Annotated in this window: 20 protein-coding genes; 4 read left to right on the top strand and 16 right to left on the bottom strand. The window is 58.3% G+C overall.

The genetic code is table 11. The annotated features are described in order from the left end of the window. Positions 1-187: 187 nt before the first annotated feature. The 5 genes from R2N11_RS25090 to R2N11_RS25070 form a co-directional block, all read right to left on the bottom strand. Positions 188-898 carry a phytanoyl-CoA dioxygenase family protein gene (locus R2N11_RS25090; RefSeq protein WP_316682794.1) on the bottom strand — a complete coding sequence of 237 codons (711 nt, stop codon included), beginning with the start codon at positions 896-898 and terminating at the stop codon, positions 188-190. A gap of 194 nt (positions 899-1,092) precedes the next feature. Next, complete coding sequence (locus tag R2N11_RS25085) at positions 1,093-1,569, bottom strand: septation protein IspZ (RefSeq protein WP_316682793.1); 477 nt, start codon at positions 1,567-1,569, stop codon at positions 1,093-1,095. 2 nt (positions 1,570-1,571) lie between these two features. After that, complete coding sequence (locus tag R2N11_RS25080; protein ID WP_316682792.1) at positions 1,572-2,093, bottom strand: DUF2314 domain-containing protein; 522 nt, start codon at positions 2,091-2,093, stop codon at positions 1,572-1,574. Between the two features lie 32 nt (positions 2,094-2,125). Further along, on the bottom strand, positions 2,126-2,476 hold the full coding sequence (locus R2N11_RS25075) for a hypothetical protein (protein ID WP_316682791.1): 351 nt from the start codon (positions 2,474-2,476) through the stop codon (positions 2,126-2,128). A gap of 97 nt (positions 2,477-2,573) precedes the next feature. Beyond that, on the bottom strand, positions 2,574-2,954 hold the full coding sequence (locus R2N11_RS25070) for a PHA-granule associated protein 4 (protein ID WP_316682790.1): 381 nt from the start codon (positions 2,952-2,954) through the stop codon (positions 2,574-2,576). A 238-nt stretch (positions 2,955-3,192) separates the two neighbouring features. Here R2N11_RS25070 and R2N11_RS25065 point away from each other — a divergent pair, with 238 nt between their 5' ends. After that, positions 3,193-3,513, top strand: coding sequence for a hypothetical protein (locus R2N11_RS25065; protein ID WP_316682789.1), 321 nt, complete (start codon positions 3,193-3,195; stop codon positions 3,511-3,513). Positions 3,514-3,858: 345 nt separating this feature from the next. Here R2N11_RS25065 and R2N11_RS25060 read toward each other — a convergent pair whose 3' ends face one another. After that, positions 3,859-4,071 (bottom strand): hypothetical protein, encoded by a 213-nt coding sequence (locus R2N11_RS25060; RefSeq protein ID WP_316682788.1) that lies wholly within the window; start codon positions 4,069-4,071, stop codon positions 3,859-3,861. Here R2N11_RS25060 and R2N11_RS25055 point away from each other — a divergent pair. Further along, the gene (locus tag R2N11_RS25055; protein WP_316682787.1) at positions 4,070-4,237 is read left to right on the top strand and encodes a hypothetical protein; all 168 of its coding nucleotides are present in this window, start codon (positions 4,070-4,072) and stop codon (positions 4,235-4,237) included. The genes R2N11_RS25060 and R2N11_RS25055 overlap by 2 nt on opposite strands. 267 nt (positions 4,238-4,504) lie before the next feature. Here R2N11_RS25055 and R2N11_RS25050 read toward each other — a convergent pair whose 3' ends face one another. The 7 genes from R2N11_RS25050 to R2N11_RS25020 form a co-directional block, all read right to left on the bottom strand. After that, positions 4,505-4,789, bottom strand: a complete 285-nt coding sequence (locus tag R2N11_RS25050; protein WP_316682786.1) for an H-NS histone family protein — start codon at positions 4,787-4,789, stop codon at positions 4,505-4,507. Positions 4,790-4,924: 135 nt separating this feature from the next. Next, positions 4,925-5,884: a hypothetical protein gene (locus tag R2N11_RS25045; RefSeq protein ID WP_316682785.1), complete on the bottom strand. Its 960-nt coding sequence runs from the start codon at positions 5,882-5,884 to the stop codon at positions 4,925-4,927. A 235-nt stretch (positions 5,885-6,119) separates the two neighbouring features. Further along, a complete protein-coding gene (locus tag R2N11_RS25040) occupies positions 6,120-6,716 on the bottom strand; it encodes a YkgJ family cysteine cluster protein (protein ID WP_316682784.1) in 597 nt (198 codons plus the stop codon). A 56-nt stretch (positions 6,717-6,772) separates the two neighbouring features. After that, positions 6,773-8,650 (bottom strand): hypothetical protein, encoded by a 1,878-nt coding sequence (locus tag R2N11_RS25035; RefSeq protein WP_316682783.1) that lies wholly within the window; start codon positions 8,648-8,650, stop codon positions 6,773-6,775. Next, positions 8,647-9,144, bottom strand: a complete 498-nt coding sequence (locus tag R2N11_RS25030) for an ABC-three component system middle component 2 (RefSeq protein WP_316682782.1) — start codon at positions 9,142-9,144, stop codon at positions 8,647-8,649. Before R2N11_RS25030 ends, R2N11_RS25035 begins: the two co-directional genes overlap by 4 nt. Then, positions 9,141-10,268 (bottom strand): ABC-three component system protein, encoded by a 1,128-nt coding sequence (locus tag R2N11_RS25025; protein ID WP_316682781.1) that lies wholly within the window; start codon positions 10,266-10,268, stop codon positions 9,141-9,143. The genes R2N11_RS25030 and R2N11_RS25025 overlap by 4 nt, the downstream gene beginning before the upstream one ends. Positions 10,269-10,409: 141 nt before the next feature. Continuing rightward, positions 10,410-10,736: a helix-turn-helix domain-containing protein gene (locus R2N11_RS25020; RefSeq protein WP_316682780.1), complete on the bottom strand. Its 327-nt coding sequence runs from the start codon at positions 10,734-10,736 to the stop codon at positions 10,410-10,412. Between the two features lie 308 nt (positions 10,737-11,044). On the opposite strand from R2N11_RS25020, the gene R2N11_RS25015 reads away from it, so the two are divergent. Further along, the gene (locus R2N11_RS25015; RefSeq protein WP_316682779.1) at positions 11,045-11,437 is read left to right on the top strand and encodes a hypothetical protein; all 393 of its coding nucleotides are present in this window, start codon (positions 11,045-11,047) and stop codon (positions 11,435-11,437) included. Between the two features lie 409 nt (positions 11,438-11,846). Here the strand turns inward: R2N11_RS25015 and glmS are convergent, their stop codons facing one another. Both glmS and glmU read right to left on the bottom strand, forming a co-directional pair. Then, positions 11,847-13,685, bottom strand: coding sequence for a glutamine--fructose-6-phosphate transaminase (isomerizing) (glmS, locus tag R2N11_RS25010; protein ID WP_199032916.1), 1,839 nt, complete (start codon positions 13,683-13,685; stop codon positions 11,847-11,849). A gap of 126 nt (positions 13,686-13,811) precedes the next feature. Then, the gene (gene glmU / locus R2N11_RS25005) at positions 13,812-15,179 is read right to left on the bottom strand and encodes a bifunctional UDP-N-acetylglucosamine diphosphorylase/glucosamine-1-phosphate N-acetyltransferase GlmU (protein WP_316682778.1); all 1,368 of its coding nucleotides are present in this window, start codon (positions 15,177-15,179) and stop codon (positions 13,812-13,814) included. A gap of 311 nt (positions 15,180-15,490) precedes the next feature. Between glmU and R2N11_RS25000 the strand changes: the two genes are divergently transcribed. Next, complete coding sequence (locus tag R2N11_RS25000; RefSeq protein ID WP_316682797.1) at positions 15,491-16,312, top strand: DUF6279 family lipoprotein; 822 nt, start codon at positions 15,491-15,493, stop codon at positions 16,310-16,312. A 9-nt stretch (positions 16,313-16,321) separates the two neighbouring features. Here R2N11_RS25000 and ttcA read toward each other — a convergent pair whose 3' ends face one another. Then, entirely contained in the window at positions 16,322-17,245 is a 924-nt protein-coding gene (ttcA, locus tag R2N11_RS24995; RefSeq protein WP_316682777.1) for a tRNA 2-thiocytidine(32) synthetase TtcA, read from the bottom strand. Positions 17,246-17,408 lie beyond the last annotated feature (163 nt).

The raw sequence follows: 17,408 nt of genomic DNA, 5'->3' as shown, positions 1-17,408 counted from the left end.
CTGCCGCCCACTGGCCAACACCGATGCCCGCACAGCAACCAGGCACCATCCAATAAACTTCAATCCTCTCATAAGAACTGGACCGGAATACCGGTCACGTCAGTAGGACGACCGCCCATAGCGTTTAGTGTCTGAATCGTTCTAGCTATCTGCGCCAGTGGCTGACGGATTAGACCCTGACCGAGAATCAATAGACACGGAGGTAGACTGCGATGCGAAGCCCCTCATTAGCGCGCTCAGCATTTCCATGTGGCACGTTACCGTCAATGATGAACATTGCCCCTGGCTTTCCCAGAACCTCCATAGCATTCTGGTCGCTGGCTTTACACGACTCTGCTACATTTCTTGCGTCGTTATGACGCTCCTCCTTTAGCAGGTCGGCAATCTCTTTGCGCCGCGCCGGCCAAATCAACAAAGCGCCATCCTCGCGGCTTTCCACCCCTGTCAGGTATACACCAACGATGGCGCGAGGTGTGCTCGGCGTTTTATCATCAAGACCATACCCATCGATATGGGGTGCAGGGAAAGCGTGTCCAGCCTCGCGCACCGCAATCTGGAGCGGTCCACACCACAGGTTGCTTGCAGGTTGTAATAGCGCCTCGGCTGTACTCAACATCAGATGCGCTAGCTGGTTCAGTGTAAGACTCTGGCGGTCGCTCGCTTTCCAGCGCTCCCAGGCTTGGTCGACCATTGAGCGGCATGAAGTTTTATATGCGACGTCTTCTCGTTCCTCCTTCGTTTGCCCCGGGCTGTAGGAGCGCGTGATTTCTGAAAGCAAGGACTCCCTCATGTTGCTAGGCACACCCTCTTCCAGAATGACAAATCCCGTGGAATCGAGACTGGCTCGATACGTTGAATGCTGCTCTTTAGAGAAGGGCTCAGAATATGTAGTCGTCATGCGTTCAAATCAGTAGTGACTGCCCACGCTTTCGAAGCAGCTCAGAGGCGGCAGCGGCGAGCGCATCATCCTCAATGATGTGCGCCATTAGACGACCTGTCTCATCACGATAGCCGACGAGATGACTCCCAAGGGAGAGCCAACGGTCCAAAGGGATGCCATCACCCGTCAATGCTTGGATGACGTTTTCGTCATTAAGCCTCATGTTTTGGTAACTTCCGGCTTTGGCTGAAGGGGCCCGGCTCCTGGGAGATGATATTGCGCATAGGTTGGATGTCAGCCGCTGGCCGAGAACTGACATCGGACTGATTCGTAGCAGACTCTGAACGCCCTGGGCCGTCTGAGCTAGATGGTTGCATGTGGGCACCACTGTCACGCGCTACTGCGGCGCGCTGTGTCAACTCTACGGCTGCCCCGCGGAACTCCAGCATGTCGCACAGGCTACCCCACATAGCTCGAACAAGGTTGACCCGAAGGCCGAGCCAGCCGATAAGAAGCGCAAGTGCAAACGCGCCGTAAATGATTGTTGGCTTCAGTAGGATGTACTTTTCGTTTCGATGAAGGACATCGGCGCCTGTGATACCAATCAGAATCAGGATAGCCAGCGATACGATGAGCTGAAGAGCAATCGTTCGCCAGAGGAGGCCAAAAAAAAGCGGCAGGGTATGCATTCTCATTTCGTGCCGCTTCCGGCGTCATCGTCTGCCCACTGAACTACGCCGGTGTGGCGGTCAAACTCGGCACGCTTCGACTCAGCTAGCCGTTCTCTGACTACGCGCAACGTGAACGCGCCGTGCATGAGCCCAGCATCGTTAACAAACCAATCGACAATGTCGTCTCGTGTGAACTGCCTCACTTGGCCCACTCGATACCATTGGGCCAGCTCTTTGGGGACTTCAAAAAATTGCCCGCGAAAGACGTTGCCCAGCGAGTCTTGTTGAATTGGCGCAAGCCACAAGTTGACGAAGCGTTGTTCGCCTAGGCGCTCGGAGGACGCCGGGTCGTTAAGCCTCAGTTTTGCTGCACATATATGACTGCCAGGTCTTTGAAGATGAGTCACGAATTGGTCTAACGATGCCGATGCACGCGCATGCGCGTGCATCATCTCCTCGTCTTGGTCGTGAACCCTAACGAAAAGCGGCTCTTCGGGCGACGCCGTAGGAGCTTCCGCTTTTTTCTTTTTCCAGAAGAACATTGGCGCTGCCTCTCACATCGGAAAGAAGGCTATCAGCGAAGACCGTTCCCTCGATATGCGCGAACAGCTATGCAGATTCTGATGTACCCAATCAGGAAACCGAGCGGGCCGCATACGAGTGAGCCGAAAACCCATAGGCTCCCGTTCTTCTTGAGACGGAAGGCGATATGGTCCAGCAGGAAGAGGTAGTAGCAGAGAGCCGCGCCTCCGAAGAGAAGCACGAGTCCAAACGGACCAATCTGCTCAGAGCCGTCTGAGGAGAGCATCACCTTCCCAACCACCACCGCCAGACAGAGAACTCCCGTCCAGAAGCTGATGTTCAGGCGCTTAAAGTTGCCGGCCAGGTCAGTGTCAAAGAGGAAGTACATCGGAGTGAGCTGCATGTGTAATGAACGCCACACTGCCACAAGCGGATGCGCCTCGGCAACCAACGGTAAGAGGGGTGTTGCCGGTGAGATGAACGGCGGTCAGCGCACTGAGCTACTCGGACCAGACAGCGTCGACGTCTCGCAGCAGGTGCCCGCCCAAAATGTAGTCGCCAAGCTTTGCAGCCTTGACCTCGAGCTGTTCCAGTTGGCCAGCGGGCAATAGGTCTAGGTCGAACTGGCAGTAGAGATTGCGTTGCCGGAACGACGGCTTCGCGCGCGCAAGGCCAGCAACGAGAGCGGCAGGCGATTTGACCGCAATGCTCTCATGTCCTCGGAACTCCACGCGGACACCAACCGCGCGGCCGAGCCGGCCAAGCTCCACGGCGTCTTGCCAACCAGACTCGTAGTCCAGTTCAACAACTGCGGCACCGCCCGAACCCACCAAACGTAGCGCCTCCTCCCGGCTACCGGCACGTGCCGTGGCTGTCGCCATAGGGTCGTTCCTCGGAATTCGCGAGGGCATGCACACCACCACCTGTCCTGTTTGCATCATCTTGGTCCCTGCGAGCCCAGGTGGGCTCCCTTGCTTAGTTGAGTTTGGACATCGCCTGGGCGAGAGGTCAGCAGCACTCGCCAACCCTTTCTGGGGCGCGCTCATCACATTGAGGCGACTCTCATTGACGGGATATCCTCGGCCGCAGATACTGGATGAATATACAGTATCTTTGGCCATGGCAGCCCGTGACATTCCATCCCCAGCAACTCAGCGTAAGAAGCTTTCTTCGGCGGCGCTCCGTGCCATATGGCAGAGCAATCCCACGCCGGAAGTGCGCGACCTGCTCTGGGAAATCTATCGCCTGCAGGACGTCGCCAGACAGGCCTACGGCGTTCTTACCTTGGCCCGCATGTGGGGCATCGATAGGCCGTTCTTGGCGAGATTGAACGAACTGGATGCGGCGTTGTTTGCCGAGCCATGCCTGTGGGAGCGACCACTGGATTGGTCGACGGAAGAAGAACAGGCGTTAAAGCGCTTGTCGCGCAGCCGCCGGTAGTTCGACGGCTTTTGGGGTTTCAGGATGACGTTCCCACTACGGCGCCGCTTCCCGCCGCTCACCCGGAAGCGCCTGCACGAGATTCAGCAGCAGTATGGTCATGACCCAGTCGTACTGCGATTGCTTTGGGAAATCAAATGCCTGCAGGTTCTCATCAGGCGCGCCCGCCAATTGGAACAGGCGACGGGACCAGGTGAAGGCACGACTGACACTGGCATCGTCCTCGGCGCACTTCGCAGAGAACTCGCGGCTGAGCCTTGGTTGCAAGAGTGGGAGATGGACACATGTGGGAAGATGCCACCGTGAACGAAGGCGAGCTTGCTTCGCCGCAGCCAGTTATCCGATTCAATCCGGCGTCTGCAGCGATTCCCACGCTGTGAGCAATTCGACTTGCTTTTGCAGCCAGGTCTTGGTCATTGCTTGTGTACCCCACACGTCGACGCGGCCGGCGTACTCGCCCATCAGCCAGAAATGGCGCACAACGACGAAGAGTGCAATGGCCGCGAAGTCCGCATCGCCAATTGCCCGCGCTCCAAAAGAGAAACGAGGAGTCGTCATGCTGACCCTCGACAAGTGGCATGACTGGTTGGCTTGCGGGGACCCGGAAGTGGCACGAACCTTCCTGTCTCTCTATCCGTCGGAGTTGATGGAAGCGGCGCCTGAACCCCAGGGGAAGAATCTCAGGGCGCAGAAGCCACCACCCGCGAGCGGCGACCTGTTCTAAGTTTGAACACCATGCATGAATGAGTCTGCGAGGACGCAATCAGATGCAGGATGAATATTTGTCCAAGCTCAGTGAACATGTGCGCGGCTTGGTTGAAGAGGTCGAGCAGACCAGCGGCGTACCTCAATACGCTTCTGGGGAAACGGGAGCGGGTCGCGTTAGTTGACACCTGACGTTGGTGCCATCAATTCTGCATCCACACCATGAATGCGCTGTGAGGTCTGGCGTGCGACCTATGATATTCGCACGCCCTCGTCCAAGTTGGGACTACTTAATCAAAAAACGGTCGCGATTCTTGCCAATCCAAGCTGGAGCTCGACCGCGGCCAGACCAAGTCGCCCCAGTCTTGGGGTCCACATACTTCGGCGCGACCACCGTTCCCTTGCGCTTCTTCGCTTTAGTAGCGAGTCCGAGGTCCTCAGCCGTCAGTCCGTATTCGTGAACGATTTGACGCACCTGCTGGATAGCGGTCTCAACCTCAGCTTGCCGTGCGGCTTCGAGCTGCTCTTCAAGCTTAGCCTTCTGTGCGAGCAAGTCTTTATATGTCGCCATACGTTCCTCTTAAGTATCGTTGTTGCTCAATAAGTGGAGCAACTGGGGTTCTGAAAACCTGCGGTAATTTTGATAGGTAGCGGACACCATCGAGGCACAGCGAGGACCTAAGAGCTAGTTCACCGAGCCACTGCTTTAGCGCTGATGCTGACCAATCCAGTAGAGATGGTCCAAAGAGTCCACATTGAGCTCAAAATGGTCCATCTGGAGCATTGGCATACCGTAGGCATACCACTCGACATATTGGTCAGCGGTGGCAAGGCGCTCCAGCTCATCCAAAGCCCTCAAATGACTGGTCGGCGCGTCAGCCTCTAATATCCGACTGAGCCTGACCTCGAAGGGCACTAGGTCGGCCTTGTTTTTTGGCAGCTTCGGCCAAGAATCTTTGTCATTGATAACTAGATGACCGCCCTCTGTTCGAACCTTCCCTGAGCCGTAGTACACGCGCTCAATCCGCCAGGGTTGCAATTTGCTGCCTTGGAACGCGTTCCCATACGTCAGCTTGTGCTCGTAGAGCGACAAATTGTGGGCGTTGAGAGTCTTCCGGAAACTCTCGTTGTAGTCGGCACTTCCCTGTTTGAAGTTGGCTGCAACAGCCTGCTCATACGCATGCTTTCGCAGACGCTTGTAAGCATGAACGATGGGGCGGAGTTGAGACGTGGTGAAGAGGCTCGAAATTGTCTGGTCGGTAGCCACTAGCCTGCGGCGTCTGGTCACCTCAATCGCGTCAGGAGGTGCACCGAGTCCATCGTCACCAGGTCTGCGCACGACCGACGCCTTTCGGCGCTTCACCAGAGCTTCTGGGAGTTCGATTTCGCCCAAAACCCTTCGCCTCGGTCCATTCGGTAAGCCACTCCCACCAGGGGACACATCTTCGCCCGCTTCACCATTGCAGCCACTGCGGTGCGCCGTTTCATTCGGCAACTTGAAGTGTGGAGCCTTCACGCATTCGGTAACGATGCACCTGTCCTCGTATCGGACCTCGCAGAACGGACATCTGTAAGGCCCGTATGAGTTGCCTGTCTCCTCAAAGATTTCCTTGAACTCGGAGGCGCTGCGCACGTCCCCGTTTTTGTTCATACCGAGCGAACTCAAGTTGACCTCTCCTTCCTCATTGAAATTTCAGCCCCACTGAATCGCCCCGGCTTTCGAGGAGGCCGGTTGGTTTAAGTTGAGACCGTTGCGGTGGTCTCGCTGGCGAGTTCTGGCATTTGCACTCCGGTGATTTGCGTCGCCTGTTAGGGCGCTAGCCACAAGTCCACGGTTAGCGGCTCAGCATCCCAAAGCACGTAGCGGGGCAGGAACCGGCCCGCGCGCTGCCGCGCCGCACTCAAGGAAAGAAGTCTCGGATGTCACCGTGTATGCCGCCGGTGTCCAGTCGGGTGACCGAGCGGTGAGCCTGCTTTGCAGCACCAAAGGAAACCATTGGCATCTCCGCAAGGTGCGCTCTCTCCGGTGCGCACCAGTACGCATCCAAATTGAACGACAAGTGATGTCGGCACATGAACGGGCGAACCGAATATATCGAGCAAGCTCCATCTACCAAGAATGGGCAGGGCACTCCAGTGAACTTGTCTAATGGATGCCGAACGGGTGTAGCTAGTCGTGTATAGCGTCGCCCAGTTTGCTCTTCGATAACCTGCGCTTCGACCTCTGTGATATTGATGTTGATATGACAGCAGGCGCTGCAGCCGCGTTTGCAAGCTACAAAAGGACCAGCCGCGTCGACAAGCTTGTCGACCAGCGCATAAATCTTGCGCAGCTTCGGCCGAGCCCCACTGTTCATCAGCCCAACCGTCCGGGCAATCGTATCTTCCTCTTCCAGCAACTCTTTGGAGACACTTGCCATGAACAGGTCTCGCTGCTGTAACGCCTCAGCGCGCGCATGCTCTGCGTCGGTCGAACCAGCACCATTTCTCTCATGCATGGATAGTTCACTCCCCGAATATGTATTGGTTACACCGACTGACACAGCGCGCACGCTCAAGTTTGCGCGGCGACGGCAGGAATTAGTGCGGCGCGCTCCCCCGCGTTGGCGTACTCTCCCGCAAACCATTCGTAGTGAACCTCGTCCGCGACGGAATTCGGCGGCTCCTTATTTTCAATAACAATTATTTGCACGTCCTTTGGTACGCGCGTGAGTGAATGCCAGAAACCCGCTTCGACACCGGCTTCAATTGGCTCGTCAGAGCCTGACACTTCCTTCGCTGCTTTCTTCTTATAGCTTGTTAGCGGAGAGTCGATTACTACTACACCGGGGTGAGGAAGTTGGTTTGCGGCGCAGAATCGAAGGAGACCGATGACAAAGGCCGAATAGAGAACCGCCCGTACACCTTTGCCGTGAGATTGGCGCGCTTGCCCATCGACAACGATGTCAAACTCCTTCTCGTCAAAGGAAACGCGAGGCGTGCCCTTCCAGTGCCACTCGACCAAGACCTTTTCAATTTCTACGCAAAGGCCGCGCAAAGGCTCAGAAGGCAACGCATCCCATTCTTGCTTCACTTGACCGCGCTCGTTGATGGAGGCTTCAAGATTTGCTCGGAGCTCGAGCAGACTTGACCAGCGCTCACGTTCAGCGCGCTCAGCTTCTTTGTCGGCACGTAGCTCGACTAGCAGCTCAAGGCGTTTTGCAGTGTCATCCAGCCTCGGTGCAAACGTCTGGGTAAGCTCTTCTTGGAGAAGCCAAAGAGCAAGCTCCGCGTTTTGCTTTTCATCGCTGAGTTCGTCCCTCCGCAGCTCCAGACTTCCGATTGCTCTTGCAAGGTCGGTTCTGTGCGCAAGAATCTTTTCGGCCTCAGCAGTCGCGGCACGTCGAATCGACTGGCCGTCGGTCGCCGTATCAGTTCCCTGTTCCTCGGTATGTCCGTGCGGCATCTTCTGCTCGCAGAGCGGACAAGGGACCTCTTGTAGAGAGCCAAAATAGTGGGCGCCTTCGCTGAGAAAGTCCAGTCGCTCCAAATCAGTGCGATACCGTTCGCTCAGAAGGTGATACTTCGAGAGTATTTCGGAAACGCCAAGCAATTGCGAATCGGCGCGTACGCTCCGTGTCATTGCCGCCTGAGACTTCTCGCGCAAGGCGGCGGTGGCGCCAGTGACCGACTCAAGCTCTTGGGTCAAGTTGCCAATGAGCTCGTCGAATTCAATTGACGGACCCGCCTGCGTATCTCTATCAGATGCAGCGAAGCGCTCGTTGAGTGGTCGCAGCAGGTCATCGACAAGCTCGAGCTTCGCCTTGAGGCGGGCTTTTACAACCTCGTCCTTCTCAGCCGCGACAATACCGTCATCATCCTTGCCAGTGAGCAGGAACGAGAGCATGCGCTTGCGAGCCGTATCATCGAATCCTGTTCGACCTGTTACGGGCGACTGCTCATCAATGATGGAGACTTCGTCAACAAGAAAAATCGGCGCGAGCGTTCGTATGCTTAGGCGTTGCGTTTCGCCTCGAACATTCTTGCGCAGCCGAGCCTCTTCGATGCCGCAGAAGGGAAATATTACAGAGGTGACATCGGGACCTTTGCTCGTTCCTTTGCGGACAGGAGCAATCTCCTTACCCACCTCCTTGATGTCCTTAATTTGAGTTTGGTGCGCAAGTAGGTTCCCGCCTTTAAGGGGGCGCTCAAGCGTGAGGAAGCCCAGCTCGGAGTTCTCGAACTCGACGAAGAGATGTGTATATGGCGCCGCCTCCTTGAGATTTTTTTTTAGTTTTTCGGCGCCGAAAATATAGTCTAGACAACGCACCAGGAAGCTCTTGCCGGTATCAGACTCCCCAGCAAGAATGTTTGCTCCACTGTCGAATTCAACGTACGCGTCTTCAACACCGTGGCCACGCAAGAGTATCTTTCTTATCCGAAGCATCGTCACAAATCCAGTAAATCAACCGCAGTAAGCTGGTCGAATTCGGCACCCCAACGACCGATATTATTTTCCATAAACGAGGCAAGTTGTTTGTCTGTATGACCACCAAAACAACTGACAATCCATAGCGCTCGAGTATGCAACTCGTAAGCATACGGCGATTTCAGAAGCCTTATAAATGGGTTCGTTAAATCGGTCGCCTGATACAAGAATCCTTCGGAAGAAAAAATCACCTTAACTAATTCTCTTGAGAGCATCTGGTTAAGGCCAGCTTGAATCAAGCTGCGTTTCACAAGAAGCTCCGTGCCCCGATGAGGAACAGCCGGGTGCAGGCTCGCTGGCCCGTCTTCGACATCTCCAGAGTGCACTAGAAGGTAGTCGTAAGAAACAACACGCTGGAGGTCTATCGGAGCCGACTTGGAGGCATTCAAAATGAACAGAGTGCGCAATCCATACTCGAGCGAAGAATTGAATGGCCTCACGTATTGGCGTTCGCTCATGGATTACACCAGTCAACTAAGCTCTCATTGGCCAACTGGTGACACATACCTTCACGGTCCTTGGTGGTCACGTGGGGTGCGAGAGGGTGAGCACCCAACTGCAGGGCTTGCGCAGCCTGCACAGTACTTTTCATGCGGGCAAGTGGTTGTCCCGACCGGTCGGTGTAGGCGTAGTAAAGACCATTGCCGAACTCGTCTAGCAGAGACTTAAAGTGTGCTGGGTCCATGTGGTCACGAGCGAGTTCTTTGAGGCCTTCAGCGCAGTAGAAAGTGATACGTGAACGCTCGAAAATCTTTTGGTGTGCAAGGCTGTGCTGGAAATCTGCAGCGGTCTGAACAGGGGTGCCCATGTCGTGACCGATAACGCTGTACAACTGCTGAATGTACTGTGTCTCCGTAAGTGCCACGGTGGAGGGCGGGGATTGTGGCGGCGGGCGGTCTATTAGCGGTGCTCCGAAGACCGTAAGGTGGAACTTGGTCTGCGCGTGCTCTGCGAGCAACTCATGGGGCTGCTTCGCACGGAAAATGCTGAAATCAAACTCTTCTATGTGTGTCTTGAGTTCGGAGGTCAGGGTGATAACTTGCGTTGTTGTAATGGACTTGGCGTGAGTGTCCCAGTTCGAGATGAATTCCTGTTTCAGCTTGTCTGGGTCGTCGAGAAGGTCTTGGAACGGCGACGTCACACCTTTATGCGTCACGAAATAGTATTCGTCCGGCGCCGTGTAGCCTCCCACTTGCGTGTAGAACAGCACCTTCGCGATTTCGCAGCCGGCCTTTGGCAAACCAAGATTGGCATCGTAGTGCTTACATTGGTATAAGTGCCACCTTCTGGGTTTCGCCTCAACCGGGTCGAGCCATACAATAACGTCCCGCCCCTTGTCGCCTGAACCGCCTCTCTGCTGCACTTCAACAACATTCACTTGTTTGGCGAGATAACCGGTTGCCCATTCGAGCGTGAAACGCTCGAACTCGGCTGCGCCAAACTGTGCAAGGCGGTCAATGGGAGAAATCGGCAACCCTACGCCCAACCCTAACAACCGTGCATTCGCCCCAGGCCACGGCGAAGGGTCAGGCAGAGCACTATAGTCGTCGACATTGGCTTTCTGTTTTTGATTCTTGGCCACAACGCGCCCCATCCCCAAAGGATTATGTTGGCTTTTTTTATATTCTAGCCGGCCCGGTGGGAGCAGTTTCAGAACCGGCGAAGAACCCCTACCTAAGTGGGGTGCGCTGGCGCAAATCCACTGATTATTTGACGGGCGACTTCAAGCCGTTTTCTTTTCTCGTGGCTTACTTGCCCGCTGTCGCGGCGCAGCGGCTCGAGTCAGCATGAGCGGATTGATAGTTGGGACTGGAGCAATGGTCTCAAACCACTGCTCACGCCCCAGCGCACGAACGACCTGGATGAGGGTGTGCAGTGACGAGCCGCGACCGCTCTCGAGATTCCGCAGCGTACGAACACTGATACCCGCCCGGGCGGCAAGCGTGGCCTGGTCCAGATTCCGGAGCACTCTGAGTTTCTTCAATCGTTCCCCGAGTTCGCCCTCAATCTCTAGTGGAGTGAGATGCCTTTGTGTTGTGCTCGTTCCCATCTTCGCAGCCGCCTACCCGATTCGTCCTTGCCCACCGCAGCAATCGGCAACATTATGCCCATTAAGCCGCGATAAGTTCAATAATAGGCAGAATACTGCCGATTGTTGCAACCACCAGCCAGAATGTGATGCATCGACCAAAAAATGGACGCTCGCATCTAAACTCACGATTAGCCACCAATTATTGGTCATCGACACCGAATACGGTTTCAGTGACAATTAGACCCGCGACATGAGGCACCGCCCTCAATAGCACCCCAATTTCTGCCCTTGTAGGGTGTTCATAACCTTTTGAATGAGATTTCAAGATGAAGAAGCAACACCGCTCCGCCCTCTCCACAGCCCAACTGCTGGCAATCAACGCGAAGCTCTATGAGCAGGAACGCGACCGCCAAATCACGCGGTACCGCTTTTCCATCAACACGCTTCGCAAACTCGCAAATCGAAAGGCGCTGCGCGCAAGCTTCCTGGCGGAGCTCGAAGACGAGCTCGAGGAGTTGAACTGGTTGTTCGTGCGTCTCGGTGGCGAATTTGCCATCATCTCGCTGGAAAAGTCGGATTCCTGGGTGAAGCTTGGTTACAAGCGTTTGGCCCAGGGCGGCACCCGCCTTCTCAATATGAGCGAGGAGGACATCGACACAACGTACGACGATTTCTTCCCCGAAGAGGATGGCGACGAAGCGGATGGCAACGAAGACTAAGCCCTAGCTTTCGCTGAGCCGGCTGCTGCCGGTTCGCTTGATGGCCGCGAAACATTAGGTGGGCAAAGCCCTTCCGGAGAATCTGCTCAAACTTGAGCAGATTCCCGCCAACTATTCGACATGCCTCAGTTCCGCGCTATACACACCACGAACCGCGAGATGTGTTTCTCAACGGCGGAATGAGCGCACGCGTGCGACAGGAAATGCGCGCGAACCATGGAAAAACAATTGGACTATGCGGGGTGAGAAGTGCGGCACCACGGCGGCGCGCCCGCAAACATGAAGTAGTGTTTGAAGCCTTACAGTACAGCGGTTTCTGGAGGAACTTCCCCCCCAGAAACCGGGCTGTACTCAGCGAGTTTGAAACGCTTTCATTTCCTCGCCACATTTTTTGGCACAGCGATAAGACTTACTCGACTGTGACCGACTTGGCGAGGTTCCGCGGCTTATCGACATCGGTGCCACGCGCCAGCGCCGTGTGATACGCCAGCAATTGCAGCGGCACCACGTGCAGGATCGGCGAGAGCTGGCCGTAGTGCTCCGGCATGCGGATCACCTGAATACCGTCGCTCGACTGGATGTGCGTGTCGGCATCGGCAAACACGTACAGCTTGCCGCCGCGCGCGCGCACTTCCTGGATGTTCGACTTGAGCTTCTCGAGCAGCGCGTCGTTGGGCGCCACCGTCACCACCGGCATCTCGTCGGTCACCAAGGCCAGCGGGCCGTGCTTGAGTTCACCGGCCGGATACGCCTCGGCGTGGATGTACGAGATTTCCTTGAGCTTGAGCGCACCCTCCAGAGCGATCGGGTAGTGCAGGCCACGCCCCAGGAACAGCGCGTTCTCACGACGGGCAAACTCTTCCGACCACGCAATGATCTGCGGCTCCAGCGCCAGCACGGCGTTCAGTGCCGACGGTAGGTGGCGCAGGTGGCGCAGCGCGTCTTCTTCCTGCGCGTCGCTCAGATGGCCGCGCAGCTTGGCAAACGTCAGGGCCAGCATGTACAGCGCGGCCAACTGCGTGGTGAACGCCTTGGTGGAGGCCACGCCAATCTCGGTGCCGGCGCGCGTGAGGAACTTGAGTTCGGTCTCGCGCACCATGGCGCTTGTCCCCACGTTGCACACAGCCAGCGTGTGGGTGTGGCCCAGCTCGCGTGCGTGGCGCAGTGCGGCCAGCGTGTCGGCGGTTTCGCCCGACTGCGAGATCACCACAACCAGCGCGTTCGGGTTGGGCACCGTCTCGCGGTAGCGGTATTCGCTGGCGACTTCCACCTGCGTCGGGATCTTGGCGATCGACTCCAGCCAGTACTTGGCCGTGCAGCCCGAGTAGTAACTCGTGCCGCAAGCCAGAATCAGCACGCTGTCAACCTTGGATAGCACCTCGGCCGCGTTCGGGCCGAACAGGTCGGGACCAAAACCCTGAATGCCTTCAAGCGTGTCACCCAGTGCGCGCGGCTGCTCGAAGATTTCCTTTTGCATGAAGTGGCGGAACGGGCCAAGCTCCACGGCGGCAGCGTATCCGCCCACCTCCTTGACCTCGCGCACGGCAGGCTTGTCGTGCGCGTCCATCACGGTGAAGCCTTCGCGGGTGATCTCCACCACATCGCCCTCTTCCAGGTAGGCCATGCGGCTCGCGGTGCCAGCCACGGCCAGCGCGTCAGAGGCGAGGAACGTCTCCTTTTCGCCAAGTGCCACCACCAACGGCGAGCCGGCACGCGCGCCGACCACCACGTCGGGATTGTCGCGGGCAAACACGGCAATGGCATAGGCGCCATGCAGGCGCTTGACCGATGCACGCACCGAGGCAAACAGGTTGCCGCGTGTGGCGCTGCTCGGGTACGTGTAAGCCTGATGGATCAGGTGGGCGACCACCTCGGTGTCGGTCTGCGATTCAAAGCCGTAGCCGACGGCCTTGAGCTCTTCACGCAGCGCTTCGTAGTTCTCGATGATGCCGTTGTGCACCAGGGCGATGGTGTCGCCCGAGAAGTGCGGGTGGGCGTTGACGGTATCCGGCTTGCCATGCGTGGCCCAACGCGTGTGGGCGATGCCGATGGCGCCGTCCAGGTGGCTGGTCTGCGCCTGCGTGTCGAGGTCTGCCACGCGCGACACGGTACGCGCGCGTTCAAGCTGGCCGTCGCGCTGCACGGCAACGCCGCAGGAGTCATAGCCGCGGTATTCCAGGCGGCGCAGGCCCTCGATCAGGACGGGAACGATATTGCGCGTGGAAACCGCGCCGACGATACCGCACATGTTGATTTCTCCAGTTGGAGCACAGCGTCGCGATGCGCTGCGCTCGATACGTATTCCATTCAGTATCGATGCTCGTGCGCCGCAGCGGCATCCGCTGTTCGGCGCAGGCGGGCATCTGACGCCGCTTCAGGCGCCCTTCTTTTGTTTGACCGGACGCTGCCAGTTTTCGATAGTGACTTGGCGCGCACGCGAGACGGTCAGCTTGCCATCCGGCGCATCCTTGGTCAGCGTAGTGCCAGCACCCAGCGTTGCGCCCTTGCCCACGCGCACCGGCGCCACGAGCTGCGAGTCGGAACCGATAAAGGCGTCGTCTTCGATAACGGTGCGGAACTTGTTCGCGCCGTCGTAGTTGCAGGTAATGGTGCCCGCGCCGATGTTCACGCGCGAACCCACCGTGGCGTCGCCCACATAGGCCAGGTGGTTGGCCTTGCTGTGCGCCGCCACTTGGCTGTTCTTGACCTCGACAAAGTTGCCGATGTGCACGTCTTCGGCCAATTGCGTGCCCGGGCGCAGGCGTGCGTATGGACCGATGCGCGAGTCCGCGCCCACGCTGGCCTGCTCGATGTGGCAGAACGGCAGGATCTCTGCGCCGGCATGGATGGCCGATTCGCGGATCACACAGTTGGCACCCACATGCACGCCGTCAGCCAGCGCCACATGCCCTTCAAACACGCAGTTCACGTCGATTACCACGTCGCGACCGCACGACAGGTGGCCGCGGATGTCGATACGCGCCGGGTCGACCAGGGTGACGCCGTCTTCCAGCAGTTGCTGCGCAAGGTTGCGCTGGTGAATACGCTCCAGCTCGGCCAGCTGCACCTTGCTGTTCACGCCCAGCGTTTCCCATTCGGCCAACGGGTGTGCGGAGGTGATCGGCACGCCTTCGGTGGCGGCGCGCTCGATCACGTCGGTCAGGTAGTACTCGCCTTGCGCGTTGTTGTTGGACAGCGAGGCCAGCCACGTCTTGAGCTTGGCCGTCGGGCAAACCAGGATGCCGGTGTTGACCTCGTGAATGGCAAGCTGCGTTTCGTTGGCGTCCTTCTGCTCGACGATGCGGGTGATCCGGCCGGCAGCGTCACGCACGATGCGGCCGTAGCCGGTCGGGTCATCCAGGTGCACAGTCAGCACGCCCAGGTGGTCCTGCCCGGCGGCGCCGACCAGCGCATTGAGCGTTTCTGCGCGGGTGAGCGGCACGTCGCCGTAGAGCACCAGGGTGGGCACGCTCTCATCGAGCTGGCCAAGCGCCTGCATGACGGCGTGGCCGGTGCCGAGTTGCTGCTCCTGCGTCGCGAAGGTGACATCGGGCGCGCCGACCATCTCACGCACACGCTCACCGCCATGGCCAACCACGACCACCAGTCGCGTTGGCGACATGGAGCGCGCGGTTTCGATCACGTGGGCCAGCAGCGGTTTGCCGGCCAGCGGATGCAGCACTTTCGGCAGGGCGGAACGCATGCGTTTGCCCATGCCTGCGGCAAGGATGACGATATTCACAGGAGGTTCCTAGAGTGACTCGAAGCGATAGCCTGCAGCGGTGTCCCAAGCATGCACATGGCCACCCGGAACCTGCTGCCCGCCACCTCCCCTCAAGTTGGCTGGACCGCCAGCAAACCCTTCTATGGGGCGCATTTGCGGCGTATAAGACACAGATGAAAAATTTTAGCATGGGGCCTACCCCCCAGCTGAACCCGTCAAACGGTCGAATTGTTGCAATTGCGCCATTACCGGGCCGGCTAAGCCGCTGGCTGGTCGTGCTGGCGGCGGTCGTCTCGTTAGCCTGTCTGCAGGCGTGCAGCACCTTGAAAGTGGGCTATAGCCAGGGGGCGCGACTGACCTATTGGTGGATCGACGGCCAGCTTGACCTGCAGGACGCCCAGGCCGGCCCCACGCGCGAAGCCGTCGCACGCTTCTTTGTCTGGCACCGACAAGACCAGTTGCCACGTGTGGCGGCGCTCCTGCGGCGCGCGCAGGAAGCGTTGCAGCAACCTGTGACGGCGCAGCAAATGTACGTTTACCAGGAAGCGTTCCAGCAATTCGGGCGCGCCGCCTTTGACCAGGCCAAGCCCGACATCGCTCGCCTGCTGCTGAGCACCACACCCGCGCAGCTTGCGCATGTGCAGAAAAAATTGACGGAAAGCAACGAGAAGTATCGGCGCCGCTACCTGGGCGACGACGCTGAAGAGCGCCTGCGCGCCCGCCTCAAGAAAGTGATGGAGGATGCACGCCTCATATACGGCAGTTTCTCCGCCGAGCAGGAGGAGGCCATTCGTACAGCCATCGCCCCGATGGTGGACAGCACGCCGGCCCGGTATGAGGAGCGCGTCGCGCGCCAGCAGGCGTGGCTGGCGCTGATTGCCCGCGTGCAGCAGGAGCGCCCGGATGAAGCGACCGTCGTGCAGTGGCTCACGGTCTATGCCGACCAGTGGCAGCGCGCCCCGGGCGAGCGTGGCGTCCAGCAGCGCGTGCGCCGCGAATCCGATACCGCGATGCTGGTCACCATCGCCAACCTGACGACGCCGCGCCAGAAACAACATGCGCGCGAGCGCCTGCAGGGTTGGATCAACGATGTACGTGACCTGATGCGCGACGGCGAAACCGGCGGCGCTACTCAGGCGCAGAACAACTGAACGCCGCGATCAGTTCGCGGCGGCCTCGTCGGCGGCCGGCTTGCGCTCGAAGCGCACGAACTCGATGCGGTCGTCATGCGAGCCGGCAAACACCAGCGGCGCTTGATCGTAAGAGGTCTGGCCAAACAGCGAGTCCTCACCAATCTTGGCCAGGCCCGTGCTCAGGCCGTTGAAGTCGAACAGGTCCGTATCGGCCAGGTGCGACGGCACCACGTTCTGCAACGACGCGAAGATGTTGTCGATGCGACCCGGCGTCTGGCGCTCCCACTCCAGCAGCATCTCCTTGACCTTCTTGCGCTGCAGGTTCTCTTGCGAGCCGCACAGGTTGCACGGGATGATCGGAAATTCCATGGCGCGCGCGTACGACGCGATGTCCTTTTCCGCGCAGTAGGCCAGCGGGCGAATGACGATGTGGTCGCCATTGTCGGTGGCCAGCTTGGGCGGCATCGCCTTCATCTTGCCGCCAAAGAACATGTTCAGGAAGAACGTGTTGACGATGTCGTCGCGGTGGTGGCCCAGCGCGATCTTGTTGGCGCACAGCTCCTTGGCCGTGCGGTAGATCACGCCGCGGCGCAGACGCGAGCACAGCGAGCACGTGGTCTTGCCCTCGGGCACCTTCTCCTTGACGATCGAATACGTGTCCGCCTCGACGATCACGTACTCCACCCCTGTCTTCTTCAGATAGGTAGGCAGCACGTCCTCCGGAAAGCCGGGCTGCTTCTGATCGAGGTTCATCGCGATCAGCTTGAAGTTGACGGGCGCGCGCTTTTGCAGCGCCATCAGGATCGACAGCATCGTGTACGAGTCCTTGCCGCCGGACAGGCACACGAGAATGGTGTCGCCGTCCTCGATCATCTTGAAGTCGCCGATGGCGCGACCGACCGCCGACTGCAGGCGGGTTTCGAGGCGGTGGAAGTTATTGGAAAACGTCATGGCATGCTGACCCCGCCAGCGCTGAATAATGGCCGAACGGGCGTCAAATCGTGAGGAAAATCAGTATTTTAGCGTGCAACGGCAACGCGCGGTGGCACCGTCTGCAGGCTTGGACGAACCGGCCTAGAATCGTTTGCTTGATCCCTCGCCCAACATGGAGACA

Origin of the sequence: Ralstonia flaminis (genome assembly GCF_958415495.1) — a bacterium.
GTDB classification, from domain to species: Bacteria; Pseudomonadota; Gammaproteobacteria; order Burkholderiales; family Burkholderiaceae; genus Ralstonia; species Ralstonia flaminis.
This window is presented reverse-complemented; position numbering and strand designations above follow the sequence as displayed.

Excerpts from the sequence above, each read along its gene's own strand:
- R2N11_RS25060 (WP_316682788.1), bottom strand. The coding sequence starts at position 4,071 with ATGACGACTCCTCGTTTCTCTTTTGGAGCGCGGGCAATTGGCGATGCG.
- R2N11_RS25050 (WP_316682786.1), bottom strand. The coding sequence starts at position 4,789 with ATGGCGACATATAAAGACTTGCTCGCACAGAAGGCTAAGCTTGAAGAG.
- R2N11_RS25075 (WP_316682791.1), bottom strand. The coding sequence starts at position 2,476 with ATGCAGCTCACTCCGATGTACTTCCTCTTTGACACTGACCTGGCCGGC.
- R2N11_RS25030 (WP_316682782.1), bottom strand. The coding sequence starts at position 9,144 with ATGAGCGAACGCCAATACGTGAGGCCATTCAATTCTTCGCTCGAGTAT.
- R2N11_RS25055 (WP_316682787.1), top strand. The coding sequence starts at position 4,070 with ATGCTGACCCTCGACAAGTGGCATGACTGGTTGGCTTGCGGGGACCCG.
- R2N11_RS25040 (WP_316682784.1), bottom strand. The coding sequence starts at position 6,716 with ATGCATGAGAGAAATGGTGCTGGTTCGACCGACGCAGAGCATGCGCGC.
- ttcA (WP_316682777.1), bottom strand. The coding sequence starts at position 17,245 with ATGACGTTTTCCAATAACTTCCACCGCCTCGAAACCCGCCTGCAGTCG.
- R2N11_RS25020 (WP_316682780.1), bottom strand. The coding sequence starts at position 10,736 with ATGGGAACGAGCACAACACAAAGGCATCTCACTCCACTAGAGATTGAG.
- R2N11_RS25015 (WP_316682779.1), top strand. The coding sequence starts at position 11,045 with ATGAAGAAGCAACACCGCTCCGCCCTCTCCACAGCCCAACTGCTGGCA.
- R2N11_RS25065 (WP_316682789.1), top strand. The coding sequence starts at position 3,193 with ATGGCAGCCCGTGACATTCCATCCCCAGCAACTCAGCGTAAGAAGCTT.
- R2N11_RS25085 (WP_316682793.1), bottom strand. The coding sequence starts at position 1,569 with ATGCATACCCTGCCGCTTTTTTTTGGCCTCCTCTGGCGAACGATTGCT.
- R2N11_RS25080 (WP_316682792.1), bottom strand. The coding sequence starts at position 2,093 with ATGTTCTTCTGGAAAAAGAAAAAAGCGGAAGCTCCTACGGCGTCGCCC.
- glmS (WP_199032916.1), bottom strand. The coding sequence starts at position 13,685 with ATGTGCGGTATCGTCGGCGCGGTTTCCACGCGCAATATCGTTCCCGTC.
- R2N11_RS25090 (WP_316682794.1), bottom strand. The coding sequence starts at position 898 with ATGACGACTACATATTCTGAGCCCTTCTCTAAAGAGCAGCATTCAACG.
- R2N11_RS25070 (WP_316682790.1), bottom strand. The coding sequence starts at position 2,954 with ATGGCGACAGCCACGGCACGTGCCGGTAGCCGGGAGGAGGCGCTACGT.